Below are 15,386 nucleotides of genomic sequence, written 5' to 3' on the forward strand. Positions count from 1 at the left end.
AGATGCGTTTGATGTCTCCGCCGCCTTTTTTTCGCGTCGTCATTCTCCTGGCGTTCGGCATGCTCGTCGGCTGCAACGCCGGCCAAGAGCCTGCGACCAGGTCGAGCGGGGCGGAGCCGACGATGTATCGCTCTCTGGCGGCGAGCGAAGCGCATGTCGACGCTATGGCGGCGCGCGACATGATCTCGCTCTATCGCCGCAATAGCGGGCTCGGCGCCCTGTCGCTTGACGAAGGTCTGCAAGGCGTCGCCGAGGCGCAGGCGCGAGACATGGCGCGGCGCGGGGATCTTGCGGCGCGCGGCGAACTTGGCGACCGCCTTGCTGGCGCCGGCGTTCAAACGTCGGCCGCCGTGGAGAATGTATCCGCTGGCTATCGCACGCTGGCCGAAGCCTTTTCCGGATGGCGGGATTCGGCGCCGCATAATGCGCGCATGCTGGACAAGCGCGTCAAACGGATGGGCATCGCGACCGCTTACGCGCCCGATGCGAAATACAAGGTCTATTGGGCGCTCGTCCTGGCCGACTGAGTCAGGCGGGGATTCGCCGCCCGCGCTTGCCGCCGTTCGGCGTCGCGCCGCGAGACGCCGGTCCGGCGCTCTTCTTTCGGTCGACGAGAGCGTCGTCCATGCGCTCGTAGCGCACGCCAAGAAAGAAAAGGATCTCGGCGTCGCGCTCTTGCGCGACTCTGTGCGCAGATCCGGTTCTCTTGCGCGGCTGGAAGGCGATGACCTTCCCCATGGCGATTCCCTCCAAGCTCTCTTTCGCCGACGATGAATCAGCCGTCTCGACGATTAGGAGTTGGCGAGGGTTAATGTTCCGTCAACGACCGGATGCTAAATTTTCCGCGAGTTGCGTGTGGGTTCGAGTGGTGTTGTGATGGGCGCCGATAGGGAACAGCGTCGGAACGACGCGTCGTTGCTTCGCGCGGTCGTCGACCAGTTTGTCGAGCGATCGCTGCATCCGACGGCTGACATCCGGCAGTTTGAAAAACTCGCCCTGGGCCTCATCGACATTATCGACTCTGAGACAGTCGCGCGCGTAGCGCTGCCGCTCTGCTTTCATCCCGAAACGCCGCCCTCGATCTTTGGCCGTCTTTTCGACAAGGGCGGCGCGGCGGCTGCGCTCGCCTTCCAGTTCGCGCCTGATCTGCGGCAGGAAATGGCCGCCGCCGCCGAGCACGAGACGGCGCAATTCGCGGCGGCAATCGCGAGGCGCCGCGATCTCGATCGCGAGACGATGCTGGCGCTCGCCTCGCGCAGCGAGCGCGAGGTGCTGCGCGCGCTTGCCGGCAACCTCTCAGCGCATTTCGATGCGGCGTCGAGGCGTGCGCTAATCATGGCGGCGCGGGACGATCTGACGCTCGCGCGCATGCTGCTCGATCGCGACGATCTTGATCTCGATCCTGAACCGCTGTTTCTGGCGGCTACCCGTCTCGAGCGAACCGCCATCGTGCTCAACGCCTGCCGGCAAATATTGGCGGCTGGCGTGACCGAGGCGCCGCTTCGCGCCGCCCCCGACTTCGTCGCGGAATTGGAAGCGGCGGCGCAACGCCATGATCGCGGCGCGCTGGCCGCTCTCCTCGCCGAGGCGCTCGACTGCAGAAAGGATCGCGCGCGCGCGCTCGTCGCGGACCATCTCGGGGAGGCGTTCGCCTTGGCGCTCAACGCAATCGGCGTTCCATTGGAGTCGGCGGCTCGTATTTTTCTTTGCGCGGAAAAGAGCATCGGACATGACGTCGACGTCGCGCGCGCGTTGATCGGTCTGATGCGCTCGACGCCGCAGCGCGCAGCGGCGCGGATCGTGGGCGCGATAACAGGCGCCGCGCGACCGGAGCGCGAGACGTCGCGCCGTCCTGTGCGAGAAGAACCGGCGGGGATCCGGCGGCGCGCGAAGCAGTCCAAGGCGCCGCCGACGCGTAAGGTTGATCAGTCCGCTTAGAGCTATGCGGCGAGGTCGACGAAGACGCGACCTGCGCGATCCTCGATCTCGACGATCCAGAGGTCCGGGTCGAACATGATCTCGCGTTTGAGCCTCTGCTCGGCGTCGGCCGGATCGAGCCAGTCGCCCGCATGGACCCGGGCGAACAGCCGATCGACGCCCTCTGGCGGTTCTTCGCTTTGCGGCGCGGGGCCATAGACCGCGGCGCGTCCGTCGAGCCGATCGAGCTTTACGAAAATCGCGCCGGCTTCCGCCGCGCCGCGCCGGCGCAGCATGGCGACCGCGCCTTGCGTCTCCGCGCGACGGATCAGGGCGGAGACGAATATGTCGGACCTCAGGCGCATGAGATGGAAACTAGCGCTTGAGCGGCGTGGTTGTCGAACGCCGGCGTCTCAGGGGAGCGGCAGGCGAGAGCGTTCGGCCAGCTGCCGCAGCAGTTTCGGCGTGACCTGGCCCTTGGCGGGCAGGCCGCTATCGCGCTCGAATTTCTGCAAGGCCTGGCGCGTCGCGCTGCTCAGAACGCCGTCCGGGCGCACCACATAGCCGAGTTTCAACAGCGAACGCTGCGCATAAAGCACATTCTTGTCGACAGACGCGCTCTTATCGCCGCTCGCCGCCTTTTCGCTCGCCGCTCTGTCGGTCTTTTCGGCGCTCGCGGCGGGCCGCGGCGCCTCGCCGAGCAGCAGCATGCCGATCGCGTCCCGCTTCTTATCCGCCGCGCGCGGCGTTTCGGGCTTTGCCGCCGCACTCTTCGCGGCGTCGGCGCTCTTGCCGCCGTCGAGCTTTTCGATCTTGTCGGCGATGGCGTCTTTCGCGGCGCGGCGCGGCGTCAGATCCTCATCGCGCGCGAGACGCGCAGCTTCGATCGCCGCCGGCCGCGCGGGCGGCTTCGGAGCGGCGGCCGTGACCGGCGCCGGAAGCTGTGTCGAGAAGAGCGGCGCGGGATGGCGCCCATCCTGAAAGAACAGCGCGTTCATCGGCACGCCGATCGCCGCGACGGCGGCGATGCTCAGGATGAGCGTCGCGCCCATCCTTTTCGCGCCGAAGATGCGCGCCAGGAATGAGCGACGACCGCCGCGCCGTCCGTCGCGCGGCGGCGCGCGGTCGGTGGGAGAAGCCTGAAAGCGAGAGGCGTAGAGCGAGGCGTCACGCAATTTTCTTCACCGTTGCTGGTTCGGCGCCGACGACGGCGGCCACGCTTGGCGCCGCGCCGAGTCGCGCGATCGTTTCGATTCTCGCCGGACCGCTGGCTGCGCCGCTGCGGCAATCGAGCGGCAGCCGCACGGTGACCGCCGTTCCTGCCTGCGGCCCGCTCTCGACGGCGATCGAGCCGCCGTGCAGACCCACCAGTCCGCGCACGACCGATAGTCCGAGGCCCGTTCCTTCGCGCCGACGATCGGATGATGCGCGCGCCTGAAAGAAGGGATCGCCGATCCGTGCGAGATCGCCTGCGGCGATGCCCGCGCCATCGTCGGCGACGGAGAGAACCGCCTGATCGTTTTCCGCCTGAATCGTCAGCTTCACCACGCCGCCGCTGGACGTGAATTTCACGGCGTTGGAAAGCAGGTTGATCAGGATCTGCCTGCAGGCGCGCTTGTCGGCGACGATCTCTGCAGGCGCGTTCGCATATTCGTGCGCGAGCGTCACGCCTTGGCGCTCAGCCTCCAGCCGCATCATGTCGCAACACTGATCGGCGAGGGCTTGCAGGGAAAAGGCCTCGGGCGCGATTTGCATGGCGCCGGAGTCGATTTTGGACATGTCCAAAATCGAATTGACGATCTCAAGCAGATGGTGGCCCGAGTCGCTGATGATCGATGCGTATTCCCGCTGTTTGGCGGGCTCGGCAGGCGCAATCTCGTCCGTCGCCAACATCTGCGAAAAGCCGATGATGGCGTTAAGGGGTGTGCGCAGCTCATGGCTGACATTGGCGAGAAGGCGCACGTTGCTGCTTGCGGCGCGCTCGGCGGCCGAATGCGCCACGGCCAGCGCGATATCGGCTTCGATTCCGACGTTCACGTCGCGCAAGGCGCAGAGGACGGAATCCGGCGCGCCATTCTCGACATTCGATTGGGCGCGGCGCATGCGCGCCTCGAAGTAGTTGAACACCGGTTCGACGAACCCGTTCGAAGCATTGTGCGTGACGCCGATCTGGACACGAAATGCTGCGGTCGCGGCGTTGCCCTCGAATGCGTCCGACACGAGTTTGAGGAAAATTGGCCGATCGGCGACATGAATGCGCTGGAACAACTCGCGCCCAAGCAGGTCGCGCCGGTTGAGATCAAAGGCGCGATGCTTGTCGCCAACGACGGTGTTGACGAAGCCGGCGCGATCGAGATGCAGCAGGATGTCGCCGACGGCTCCTGTCAGGAGCCGAAGATCCCGGTCGTGCTGCGCTTCGGCTTGGGCGCGCGTCTTCTCCACGCGCACGGCGCCAAAAACGAGCGCGGCGACATACAGCAGCAACGCCGCCGCGACGAAGCCGGCCGCGGCGGCATGTTCTGTCAGCAGTTCGCGCGACGCGCGCAGATTCTGCCCGGCGGTCAGCGCCAGAACCGCGACCGCGACGACTTCGATGACGATGACCGCGCCGACTTCGGGCGTGAGCGCGGACTCGATCAGCGCAACGAGCAGCAGCGCGACCGAGAAAGCATCATAGCCAGGCGTCAGCGCATGGATCGCCGTCGCCAAAGCTAGCCAGCCGCCGATCGAGAGGCTCCGCGCGACGCGCAAATCTCCAGTGCGCGACAGCACGATCACCGACATCAGCGGCGCCTGCGCAAGAAGGAACACGAGCGACTCGCCCGCGCTCGGCGCGCCGTGGAAGAGCAGAAACAGCGGCGCCGCGAGCAAGATAGAGGCGGCGACGATAAGCCGCGCGATGATGAAGGCGCGATGACGCGCCTCTTCCACCGGCCGTCCGGCGACGCGCTCATGCAGCGCGGCGTCTACGCAAGATGCATACGGGCTCTCGTCGGCGAAGCTACTCAAGGCGCACGCTCCTCATCGGCGCGATGGATAGCAGAGCGTCCTTAAGCAGCCGCTAAGCCGATGCGAGAGCCGCAACAGTCAATCGACGACGCGTCGTCATGGTTTTCAGTTTATTGCCGAAGCGCGGAGCGCGAAGAATCCGATGGCGCGTTTACGAAGGCTCAACCCGGCCGCGACATCTCTCTTGGAGAGATGCGTTCTCTGAAGGAGACGGGTTTGGTTTTTCTCGCCAAATGCGCGATCTGCATTCTCCTGGTCTTGCTGGCGCTGCAGTGGCGTGGCGATCATGCGCCCAATCCGCGGAAGAGCGTCGCCGCGCGCGCCGTTGCGGCGCAGGACGCGGGCGGGTTTGTGCAGAGCGTCATCGACGGAGCCGCTTCGCTCGTTCGCGCCGGCGGCGATGCGCTGGCGGTGGCGGCGCGCGACAAATGCCTCGCGGCGCCGCGCGATTGCCTTTCGGCGGCCCAGCGCGCGCAGTCGGCCGCTGGGCGCGCGCATTGAGTCAGGCAATCCACGATAGAGTAGCGTGCAATGGCAGAGCTGCTGCGACGGATTTTGCCGAATCAGTTTTTTGACACTAAACATGTTCGCGCTTGGCGCGCGATTTTGAGGCCGAACCGCCACCGAGGCCATTCCCTTTTGCTCGCGCGCGACCCGTTCGCACATTGCGAGCCATCCTCTCCTGAAGGAGGCGGCCATGTCCGAAGAAACTTCGTCGCAATCCGAAGATACGGTTTCCCGCTCCGAACTGAACAATCTGCAGGAACAGCTCAAGGCGACGCGCATGGAGCGCGACCGGCAGATTTTTGAGAAGTCCGAAATCGTTGCGAAGGCCAACGCCTACGCCAAGGAGCGCGACGACCTGCGCGATAGCCTCGCCGCGATGACGGCGGAGCGCGACCGCCTGGCCACGGAGAAGGCCGAGGCGTCCACGAAAGCGCTCGAAACGTCCCGCCAGCTCGAAGCGGCCAGTCGCCGCGCCGACGAGGCGGCGGCGGAGGTCGCCCGGCTGCGCCACGCGATCGAGACGGCGCCGTCTTCCGATCCCGCTGTGGTCCTGTGGAATCTGGTCGCGGAGAAGACCAAGCAGGGCGTCGCCTGGGTCAGGAGCAAGATTCCGGCGGACAGTCCGGCGCTGCCCTGGTTCGACAAGACCATCGCGGTCGTCACCCAGATCGGCTGCATCGCCGTCAAGGCGGCCGACGCGTTCATTCGCTGGGCGGTCCCGAAGGCGATCGAGCTGTTCAACCGAGGCAAGGCGGAGCTCGACGCGCGTATGGAGAAGAAATAGCCTTCAACACGCCGGCTCGCGTGAATCGACGCCGCGACGCCCCGTCATGCCGCGCCTTTAGCCGCGTACAAGGAAGGGGCTCCGGAGGTCGGCGGGCGGCAAACCCCTTCCACGCGGCCGCCCCGCCGGGCAGTGCCGTCCCCCGCCCTTTCCTTCCTGGGCGGGCGCTGCTATCCCCGCGCGCATGACCGCCCACAAAATCCAGAACATTCGCAATTTCTCGATTGTCGCGCATATCGACCACGGCAAATCGACCCTGGCCGACAGGCTCATCCAGGAGACCGGAACGCTCGCCGCGCGCGAAATGGTCGAGCAGGTGCTCGATTCCATGGACATCGAGCGCGAGCGCGGCATCACCATCAAGGCGCAGACGGTTCGCCTCAACTACAAGGCCAAGGACGGCAAGGATTACGTCCTCAATCTGATGGACACACCCGGCCACGTCGACTTCGCCTATGAGGTCTCTCGCTCGCTGAAGGCGTGCGAAGGCTCGCTGCTCGTGGTCGACGCCTCGCAGGGAGTCGAGGCGCAGACCCTCGCCAATGTCTATCAGGCGATCGACGCGGGCCATGAGATCGTTCCCGTCCTGAACAAGATCGATCTGCCCGCGGCGGAGCCCGACCGCATCAAGGAACAGATCGAGGAGGTGATCGGTCTCGACGCCTCCGATGCCGTGCTCATTTCCGCCAAGACCGGGATCGGCATCCCCGACGTGCTCGAGGCCATCGTCACGCGCCTGCCGCCGCCGAACGGCGATGAAAAGGCGCCGCTCAAGGCGCTACTCGTCGACAGCTGGTACGACGCCTATCTTGGCGTCGTCGTTCTGGTGCGCATCTTCGATGGGACCCTTAAGAAGGGCCAGAAGATCAAGATGATGGCCACGGACGCCCATTATGAGGTGGACAAGATCGGCGTGTTCCGCCCCAAGATGCAGGACGTCGCCTCGCTCGGGCCGGGCGAGGTCGGTTTCATCACGGCGCAGATCAAGCAGGTCGCGGATACGCGCGTCGGCGACACGATCACCGACGACAAAAAGCCGACCACCGAGCCGCTGCCGGGCTTCAAGCCGGCGCAGCCCGTGGTGTTCTGCGGGCTTTTTCCGGTCGACGCCGCCGATTTCGAGGATTTGCGCGCGGCCATCGGCAAGCTGCGCCTCAACGACGCGAGCTTCTCCTACGAAATGGAGACCTCCGCGGCGCTCGGCTTCGGCTTCCGCTGCGGTTTCCTCGGTCTCCTGCATCTCGAAATCATTCAGGAACGACTGCAGCGCGAGTTCGATCTCGATCTGATCGCCACGGCGCCCTCGGTCATCTACAAGATCACGCTGACGAACGGCGACGAGATCGAGCTGCATAATCCGGCCGACATGCCGGACGTCGTGAAGATCGAGGAGATCAAGGAGCCGTGGATCCGGGCGACGATCCTGACGCCCGACGAATATCTCGGCTCGGTCCTGAAGCTCTGTCAGGACCGGCGCGGCGTTCAGGTCGATCTCAACTACGTCGGCAAGCGCGCCATGGCGGTCTACGATCTGCCGCTCAACGAAGTCGTGTTCGACTTTTATGACCGGCTGAAGTCGATCTCGAAGGGCTATGCGTCATTCGATTATCAGATCACCGACTATCGCGCCGGCGATCTCGTCAAGATGAGCATTCTGGTCAACGCGGAACCCGTAGACGCGCTTTCCATGCTGGTGCATCGCACGCGCGCGGAGGGACGCGGCCGGCAGATGTGCGAGAAACTCAAGGAGCTCATCCCGCCGCATATGTTCCAGGTGCCGATCCAAGCGGCGATCGGCGGCAAGATCATCGCGCGCGAGACGGTGCGCGCCTTCCGCAAGGACGTCACCGCGAAATGCTATGGCGGCGACGTGACCCGCAAGCGCAAGCTCCTCGAGAAGCAGAAGGAAGGCAAGAAGAAGATGCGGCAGTTCGGCCGCGTCGAAATTCCGCAGGAGGCCTTCATCGCGGCGCTGAAGATGGAGGAATAGGGGGTGTTCGCCCGAACCCTCTCGCGCGTCGTGCCCGCGCTTGTCGCGGGCATCCACGCGATGGGGCTCGGCTGGTCTTGCGAAGTGGGCGCACCGTCCTGGCGTGGATGGCCGGGACAAGCCCGGCCATGACGGACAATTGAGGCATCCGTAAAACGCTTTACCCCCGCGCAAGCGCGATCATCACCGCGCCGATAAGCATCACGGCGGCGCCGAACAGGCGCCCGTTCGAGTCTTCCTTCAGCACATGTCCGCTGGCGAGCACGGTGAAGAGCGCCGACAATCGCTTGATGGCGATCACATAAGGCGTGAACAGCACGGTGAGCGCCCACATCTGCAAAGTATTGCCGAAGGCCATCGCCGATCCGGCGCCGATCGCGTAGCGCAGCTGGAAGGCGCTTGGCGCGGCGCGCCGCCCGGCGACCCAGTAGAGCAGGGCGCAGAGCGAAATGACGATCGTCACCGCCGTTATCCAAATGAGCGGCGTCGACGCCCTGACGCCCAGCTTGTCTATGTTGGCGGTGACGCTCCAGATCACCGCGGTGCCGATCATCATCCGCGCGCCTCTGTCGCGCGCAAAGACATGGAAGTTGAAGCGCCGTCCGCTCTCCTGGTCGGCGTCGAGCAGGCCGACGCCGAGCACGGTGAACAGCACGCCGAAGACTCCCATCGGCGGCGCCATCTCGCCGGTCATGATCGGCGAGGTGAACAGCATCAGCACGGGCGTGAGCAGCACGAGCGGCGCGACGAGCGACGCGTCGGACAGTCGAAAGGCGCGGATATAAAGCGCATAGGCGACGACGTTGAGCGCGCCTGACCAGGCGAGCAGCGTCCAGAATTCCCGCTTCGTCAGCGACGCGAGCGTCTCGCGTGGCGTGGCGAGCAGTGTCGGATAAAACACGAAGCACGCGACGATCAGCAGACCCGCGCCCGCGCACCACTGCGCGGCGAGGATGGCGCGGTCGTCGGCCGTCCGCGTCGCCGCCTTGGTACCGAGATCAGTGACGGACTGGCAGATGGCGGTGACGAGCGAGGCCAGAAGAGCGAGAAGCGCGAGGTCCATGGCGCGCTATAGCGCATGGGCGGCTAACGTGGGAACGGCCGCGAGGCTCCTGAGTCATTCCCGACGCGCGAAGCGCGATCGGGAGACCAGCGTTCTTGGGGGTTGCTCTGGATTCCCGGTCGAACCTTCGGTCCTCCGGGAATGACAGGCCAGGATTGCTTGGCGTCACCCGCCAGGCTTTACCGCCGTCACCAGCGTGTCGACGCCGTCGCGGAATTCGACCGTGACCGGCGCGAAGCCTGAAACGCGCAGCTGCTCGAGCGAAGGCTCGAAATACATGATGTGCAGAGGGGATTCGTCGCTCAACAGGTGGATGACCCAGTCTTCGAGCAGATCGAGGCGGTTCATTTGAGTAAAAATCTTGAACCATCCGCGCACGACGGCTTGCGTATCGGCAAGATGCGCCGCCGGATCGTCCATGGCGTAGCGGTCGCCGTTGACGAAAATTCCGCCGGGCTTCAAGGCGCGAAAGACTTCGGAAACGGCGGCCTTACGGTAGTCATTGGGGAAATTGTGGACGGCATAATTGGAAATGACGACGTCGATGCTCGCGCCCGGCAGCGCGCGCAGCGCCGTGAGCGCATCGGCTTCGATGAACTTGACCCGCCCCGCCGAGGCGTAATCCGCGAGATTAACGCGCGCCTGGTCGAGCATCTCCCCGGCGCTGTCGACCGCGGTGAGCTTGAGGTCGTCTCGCGCCGAGAGCGCAGCGAGGGTGCTGATCCCGGTTCCGCAGCCGATCTCGAAGCCATTGAGCGGCCCTTCGCCGCGGCGCCAATCGGCGACCCGCTCGCCGATCTTGCGCGCGAGCAGGGCGGCGTTCGGGCACATCAGCCGCAGCACGTCATATTCGGCGCCGATCGGCCCGGCGAAAGGATTGTCTTGGAGCGCGGACATGGCGGATCTTTTTCCATATCGCGCAAAGCCCTGCAAGGCCGCGGCTTTCCCTAGGCTGGGCGCCGTGATAGCGAGGCGCAAGCTTTCGAAGAGAGACGGCCATGACGCAGGCATTACGCAGTAACGCGCCGCAGGGCGGCGCCGACGCATCGCTCGGCGACTCCCTCGTCGCGCTGGGGCGCGCCGCGCGGGCGGCGGCGCGGCGAATGGCGCTCGCCTCGACCGACGCCAAGAACAAGGCGCTGCGCGCAGCCGCCGGCGAAATTCGTCGCCAGAGCGGCGCCATACTCGCCGCCAACGCGCTCGACGTCGCCGACGCCAGGGCGCGCGGCACGGCGGCGTCCTTCCTCGACCGGCTGACGCTCGATCCCGCCCGCGTCGAGGCGATCGCCCGCGGTCTCGAGGAGATCGCCGATCTTCCCGACCCCGTCGGCCGCGTTCTGGCGAGTTTCGAGCGGCCGAACGGCTTGAAGATCGAGCGCGTGTCGACGCCGCTCGGCGTCATCGGCGTGATTTACGAAAGCCGCCCCAATGTCACCGCTGACGCGGGCGGCCTGTGCCTCAAGGCCGGCAACGCGGCGATTCTGCGGGGCGGCTCGGAGAGCCTTCGCTCGTCGACGGCGATTCACGCCTGCCTTGCCGCGGGGCTGAAGGCGGCGGGGCTTCCCGAGGCGGCGATCTCGCTTGTCGCGACGGCGGATCGCGCCGCCGTCGGCGCAATGCTTGCGGGGCTCGACGGCAATATCGACGTCATCGTGCCGCGCGGCGGCAAGAACCTCGTCGCCCGCGTGCAGCATGAGGCGCGCGTCCCCGTTTTCGCGCATCTCGAAGGCATCGTGCATGTCTTCGTGCATAAAGACGCGGATCTCGAAATGGCGAAGCGCGTGCTGCTCAACGCCAAGATGCGGCGCACCGGCATCTGCGGCGCGGCGGAGACGCTGCTTGTCGACAAAGACTGCGCAGCGACGCATCTCGCGCCGCTCGTCTCCATGCTGATCGATTCAGGCTGCGAAGTGCGCGGCGACGCCGCAACACAAGCCGCGGACGCGCGCGTGAAGCCGGCGAGCGAAGACGATTGGCGCGCCGAATATCTCGACGCCATCATCGCCGCGCGGGTCGTCGACGGGCTCGAGGGCGCGGTCGACCACATCGAGACCTACGGCTCGCATCACACCGATTGCATCATCACGCGCGACGCCGATGCGGCGCAGCGTTTCATGAGCGAGGTCGACTCGGCGATCGTGCTGCACAACGCCTCGACGCAATTCGCCGACGGCGGCGAATTCGGCTTTGGCGCCGAGATCGGCATCGCCACCGGCCGCATGCATGCGCGCGGTCCCGTCGGCGTCGAGCAGCTGACCTCCTTCAAATATCGGGTGTACGGCGACGGCCAGGTGCGGGGGTGAGAGGTATCATTTCGCGTGGATGTCATTCCCGGCAGGCCGCAGGCCTGACCGGGAATCCAGAGCCGATCCACAAAATGCTGGGGTTGCTCTGGATTCCCGATCGCTCGCGGAGCGAGCGTCGGGAATGACGCGGTCGGTCATTCGTCTCCCGCCCCACGCGCCGGGCATGCGCATCGGCCTCTTCGGCGGCTCGTTCGATCCGCCGCATGAAGGTCATGCGCTCGTCTCGCGCGTCGCGCTGACGCGCCTGAAGCTCGATCGGCTGTGGTGGATCGTGTCGCCCGGCAATCCGCTGAAAGACGCGCGCGCGTTGCCCTCGATCGAGGCGCGGATAACTGCGGCGAAGAAGATCGTCCGCGATCCGCGCGTCGCTTTCACGGGGTTCGAGGCCGAGATCGGCGCGCGCTACACCTGCGACACGATCGACTATCTTCACGCGCATTGTCCCGGCGTGCGTTTCGTCTGGATCATGGGCGCGGATAATCTTTTACAATTCCACTGCTGGCGGCGATGGCGGGAGATTGCGCGATCGACGCCGATCGCCGTCATCGACCGGCCGGGCGCGACGCTCAAGGCGGCGAGCGCCAAGGCGGCCGTCTATTTCGAGGATGCGCGGCTTCCCGAGAGCGAGGCGGCGATGCTCGCCGCGACGCCGCCGCCCGCGATCGTCTATCTGCACGGGCCGAGACTCGAGCGCTCGTCGACCGAATTGCGCGCCAAGCCGCCTTCGTAAGCGGCTCGGCGCCTGCTTTGCTGGGTAACGCTCGCGCTATTTCCGCTCGAACAGAGGCAAAATCCAGCGCTTATAGGCCCAGAAGCTCGCCGGTATGCCGATGAAGATCGCGACCCAGAGCAGCAGCGAACTGTCGGAGCCGCGTTCGTAGAAGCCGGTCCCTTCGGAGACGGACTGCGTATAGGGATTACGGACGAAGAGCGTAATGGCGAAGGAGCCGATGACGATCAGCGCCGTGGCGATGTAGAGGCTGCGCGGGATTTCGAACTTCGGCCCCTCAGGCCGCGCCGGCGCGTCGGGCACGGGCGGCGGGCTTTCCTGCGGCGGCGTGCCCTTTTCTTCCGGTTCTTCAGTCATGGCGCTTCTCCCCAATTTTCCTTAAGCCCAATATAGGGCCGCTCTAGGCCGCCGCGCCATAGACGTCGTAGGCCTCCGCGCGTTCAATTTTCGCCGTGACGATGTCGCCTGGGCGCAGCGGCCGCCGCGAGGCGACGAAGGCCGCGCCGTCGATCTGCGGCGCATCGGCCTTGGTGCGGCCCTTGGCGAGCGCGCCCGAAGGTCCGCCCCCGGGCTCGTCGATGATGATCGAGAGGTGCTTGCCGGCCTTGCGTTTCATCAGACGGGCGCTGATCGCCTGCTGCTTCTCCATGAAGCGCCGCCAGCGCGTCTCCTTCACCTCGTCCGGAACGGCGGGCAGGCCCAGGGCCTCGGCTGGCGCGCCCGCGACCGGCTCATATTTGAAGGAGCCGGCGCGGTCGATCTCGGCTTCCTCCAGCCAGTCCAGGAGATAGTCGAAATCCGCCTCGGTCTCGCCGGGGAAACCGACGATGAACGTCGATCGCAACGCGAGGTCAGGGCAGGCCTCCCGCCACGCGCGAATGCGCGCGAGCGTCTTCTCTTCATTCGCGGGACGCTTCATGGTTTTGAGCACGCTCGGCGCGGCGTGCTGAAACGGAATGTCGAGGTAGGGCAGGATCTTGCCCTCAGCCATCAGCGGCAGGACCTCGTCGACATGGGGATAGGGGTAGACGTAATGCAGTCTGATCCAGAGCCCCAGGTCGCCGAGCTCCCGCGTGAGGTCGAGAAAGCGCGCGCGCACGCTGCGCTCGCCCAACATGCTTTCGGCGTACCGAATGTCGCGGCCATAGGCGCTCGTGTCCTGTGAGATAACGAGCAGCTCCTTGACCCCGGCGCGCGCAAGCTTTTCGGCTTCGCGCAGCACATCGGCCGCCGGGCGCGAGACGAGCGGGCCGCGCAGGTGCGGAATGATGCAGAAGGAACAGCTGTTGTCGCAGCCTTCCGAGATTTTCAAATAGGCGTAGTGGCGCGGCGTGAGTTTCACGCCCTGTTCGGGGAGAAGGTCGAGGAAGGGATCATGCGCCGGCGCGGCGGCGCGATGCACCGCCTCGACGACGCTCTCATATTGCTGCGGGCCGGTGACCGCCAGCACATGCGGAAAGCGCTCCGTGATCGCCTCCGGTTCGGCGCCCATGCAGCCGGTGACGATCACCCTGCCGTTTTCATTGAGCGCCGCGCCGATCGCTTCGAGCGACTCGGCCTTGGCGCTGTCGAGAAAGCCGCAGGTGTTGACGACGACGACGTCAGCTCCGGCGTGGCTGCGCGACAGTTCGTAGCCTTCGGCGCGCAGACGCGTGACGATGCGCTCGCTGTCGACGAGGGCCTTTGGACAGCCAAGCGAGACGAAGGAGACGCGGGGGGCGGCGTTTGCCGGCCTCTGTTGATCCTGCATGGCGCCCATTGCCATGCGGCGGCCGTCTTTGCAATCGTGGGCGGGAGCCTATGCCGTCAAGGCGCCGATGAGCGCAAAGAGCGCGACGGCGGCGAACACGATGGTGTGGATCATAACGCTACTCCGACGAGCCCCCGTATTGGTCTAGAGGCGAGCGCTTTAATAAAGGGTTGACGCCGGCTTTTTGACGCCTGCACGGCGGCGTAAAAAAGCCAATAAGTCGGCGACCATGTCGGAGCTTTCCCGCTGTCTGGAAAAGAAGATTTGCGCTTGGCCTTGGCCGCTCTTAATGAATAGCGCCGCGCGGCCTCAGCCGTCGCCTTTAGAAGGAAGCGCCACATCTTGACGAATTCCATAGTTCTCGGAACGGGGTCTTACGCGCCGCAGCGCATCCTCTCCAACGCTGACCTCGAGAAAATCGTCAAGACGAACAATGAGTGGATCGTCAGCCGCACCGGCATCAAGGAGCGCAGAGTCGCTGCCGATCATGAGGCGACATCAGATCTTGCGGCGGCCGCCGGCAAGGAGGCGCTGCAGTTTGCCGGTGTGAAGCCTGACGACGTCGACATGCTTGTCGTTTGCACGGTGACGGGCGATACGCCGACGCCGTCCTGCGCCTCCTTTGTTCAGGCCCAGCTTGGCGCCAGCAACGCCTTCGCCTTCGACGTCGGGGCCGCCTGCGCCGGCTCTCTCTACGGACTTTCCATCGCCGACCAGTTCATCCGAAGCGGCAAGGTGAAGCGCGCGCTCGTGATCGGCGCCGAGACCCTGAGCCGCTTCGTCGATTGGACCAATCGCGAAACCTGCGTGCTGTTCGGCGACGCCGCCGGCGCCATTTTGCTGGGCGCCAGCGAGGAGAACGGGCGCGGCGTGCTCGCCGCGAACCTGCGCACCGACGGTTCGATGACTGGCATTCTCGGCATCTATGGCGGCGGCAGCCGACGCCCGCCTTCGGCCGAGATGCTGGAGGAAAGGGCCGGCAAGATAAAAATGCGCGGGCGGGAAGTTTATAAGGTCGCGACGCGGCTCTTGCCCGAAGTGGTCGGCGACACGCTGAAAGCCGCCGGTCTGACCGCCGCCGACATCAATCACGTGATCGCCCATCAGGCCAACAAGCGGATCATCGAATCCGCGATGCAGAACCTCGGCGTGCCTTTCGAGAAGTGCTGGATCAACATCGATCGCTACGGAAACACGTCGAGCGCTTCGATGCCGATCACGCTCGACGAGGCCAATCGCGCCGGCAAGCTTAAGAGAGGCGATGTCATCGCCATGATGGCGATCGGCGCTGGCATGACCTGGGGCGGCGCCGTGCTTCGCTGGTAGGCGT

At 65.5% G+C, this 15,386-nt stretch carries 16 protein-coding genes; 8 read left to right on the forward strand and 8 right to left on the reverse strand.

From position 1 onward, the window contains the following. The first annotated feature begins 2 nt into the window (after positions 1-2). A complete protein-coding gene (locus tag AC0X69_RS16840; protein WP_482609024.1) occupies positions 3-527 on the forward strand; it encodes a CAP domain-containing protein in 525 nt (174 codons plus the stop codon). A gap of 1 nt (position 528) precedes the next feature. Here AC0X69_RS16840 and AC0X69_RS16845 read toward each other — a convergent pair whose 3' ends face one another. Next, complete coding sequence (locus tag AC0X69_RS16845; RefSeq protein WP_482609026.1) at positions 529-738, reverse strand: hypothetical protein; 210 nt, start codon at positions 736-738, stop codon at positions 529-531. Positions 739-876: 138 nt separating this feature from the next. On the opposite strand from AC0X69_RS16845, the gene AC0X69_RS16850 reads away from it, so the two are divergent. Then, the gene (locus AC0X69_RS16850; protein ID WP_482609028.1) at positions 877-1,938 is read left to right on the forward strand and encodes a DUF2336 domain-containing protein; all 1,062 of its coding nucleotides are present in this window, start codon (positions 877-879) and stop codon (positions 1,936-1,938) included. Positions 1,939-1,940: 2 nt separating this feature from the next. Here the strand turns inward: AC0X69_RS16850 and AC0X69_RS16855 are convergent, their stop codons facing one another. From AC0X69_RS16855 to AC0X69_RS16865, 3 genes are read right to left on the reverse strand one after another with little or no spacing between them, the layout of a single operon-like run. Next, a complete protein-coding gene (locus AC0X69_RS16855; protein WP_482609030.1) occupies positions 1,941-2,282 on the reverse strand; it encodes a DUF1491 family protein in 342 nt (113 codons plus the stop codon). Positions 2,283-2,330: 48 nt separating this feature from the next. Next, positions 2,331-3,092 (reverse strand): peptidoglycan-binding domain-containing protein, encoded by a 762-nt coding sequence (locus tag AC0X69_RS16860; protein ID WP_482609032.1) that lies wholly within the window; start codon positions 3,090-3,092, stop codon positions 2,331-2,333. Then, the gene (locus AC0X69_RS16865; RefSeq protein ID WP_482609034.1) at positions 3,085-4,926 is read right to left on the reverse strand and encodes a sensor histidine kinase; all 1,842 of its coding nucleotides are present in this window, start codon (positions 4,924-4,926) and stop codon (positions 3,085-3,087) included. Before AC0X69_RS16865 ends, AC0X69_RS16860 begins: the two co-directional genes overlap by 8 nt. A 192-nt stretch (positions 4,927-5,118) precedes the next feature. On the opposite strand from AC0X69_RS16865, the gene AC0X69_RS16870 reads away from it, so the two are divergent. From AC0X69_RS16870 to lepA, 3 genes are all read left to right on the forward strand, one after another. Further along, positions 5,119-5,427, forward strand: coding sequence for a hypothetical protein (locus AC0X69_RS16870; protein WP_482609036.1), 309 nt, complete (start codon positions 5,119-5,121; stop codon positions 5,425-5,427). Between the two features lie 196 nt (positions 5,428-5,623). After that, the gene (locus AC0X69_RS16875; RefSeq protein WP_482609037.1) at positions 5,624-6,217 is read left to right on the forward strand and encodes a hypothetical protein; all 594 of its coding nucleotides are present in this window, start codon (positions 5,624-5,626) and stop codon (positions 6,215-6,217) included. A gap of 184 nt (positions 6,218-6,401) precedes the next feature. Further along, entirely contained in the window at positions 6,402-8,207 is a 1,806-nt protein-coding gene (gene lepA, locus AC0X69_RS16880) for a translation elongation factor 4 (protein ID WP_482609039.1), read from the forward strand. Between the two features lie 160 nt (positions 8,208-8,367). Here the strand turns inward: lepA and AC0X69_RS16885 are convergent, their stop codons facing one another. Further along, positions 8,368-9,270, reverse strand: a complete 903-nt coding sequence (locus AC0X69_RS16885) for an EamA family transporter (RefSeq protein ID WP_482609041.1) — start codon at positions 9,268-9,270, stop codon at positions 8,368-8,370. A gap of 165 nt (positions 9,271-9,435) precedes the next feature. Beyond that, positions 9,436-10,167, reverse strand: coding sequence for a class I SAM-dependent methyltransferase (locus tag AC0X69_RS16890; protein WP_482609043.1), 732 nt, complete (start codon positions 10,165-10,167; stop codon positions 9,436-9,438). A gap of 101 nt (positions 10,168-10,268) precedes the next feature. Here AC0X69_RS16890 and AC0X69_RS16895 point away from each other — a divergent pair, with 101 nt between their 5' ends. Both AC0X69_RS16895 and AC0X69_RS16900 read left to right on the forward strand, forming a co-directional pair. Further along, positions 10,269-11,573: a glutamate-5-semialdehyde dehydrogenase gene (locus tag AC0X69_RS16895; protein ID WP_482609045.1), complete on the forward strand. Its 1,305-nt coding sequence runs from the start codon at positions 10,269-10,271 to the stop codon at positions 11,571-11,573. Positions 11,574-11,697: 124 nt separating this feature from the next. Next, complete coding sequence (locus AC0X69_RS16900; protein WP_482609047.1) at positions 11,698-12,306, forward strand: nicotinate-nucleotide adenylyltransferase; 609 nt, start codon at positions 11,698-11,700, stop codon at positions 12,304-12,306. A gap of 36 nt (positions 12,307-12,342) precedes the next feature. Here the strand turns inward: AC0X69_RS16900 and AC0X69_RS16905 are convergent, their stop codons facing one another. Both AC0X69_RS16905 and rimO read right to left on the reverse strand, forming a co-directional pair. Then, positions 12,343-12,663, reverse strand: coding sequence for a hypothetical protein (locus AC0X69_RS16905; protein WP_482609049.1), 321 nt, complete (start codon positions 12,661-12,663; stop codon positions 12,343-12,345). A 43-nt stretch (positions 12,664-12,706) separates the two neighbouring features. Then, positions 12,707-14,056, reverse strand: a complete 1,350-nt coding sequence (gene rimO, locus AC0X69_RS16910) for a 30S ribosomal protein S12 methylthiotransferase RimO (RefSeq protein ID WP_482609051.1) — start codon at positions 14,054-14,056, stop codon at positions 12,707-12,709. A gap of 342 nt (positions 14,057-14,398) precedes the next feature. Between rimO and AC0X69_RS16915 the strand changes: the two genes are divergently transcribed. Then, positions 14,399-15,382: a beta-ketoacyl-ACP synthase III gene (locus AC0X69_RS16915; protein WP_482609053.1), complete on the forward strand. Its 984-nt coding sequence runs from the start codon at positions 14,399-14,401 to the stop codon at positions 15,380-15,382. Positions 15,383-15,386 lie beyond the last annotated feature (4 nt).

This window comes from Methylocystis sp. Uni0008, assembly GCF_056838045.1.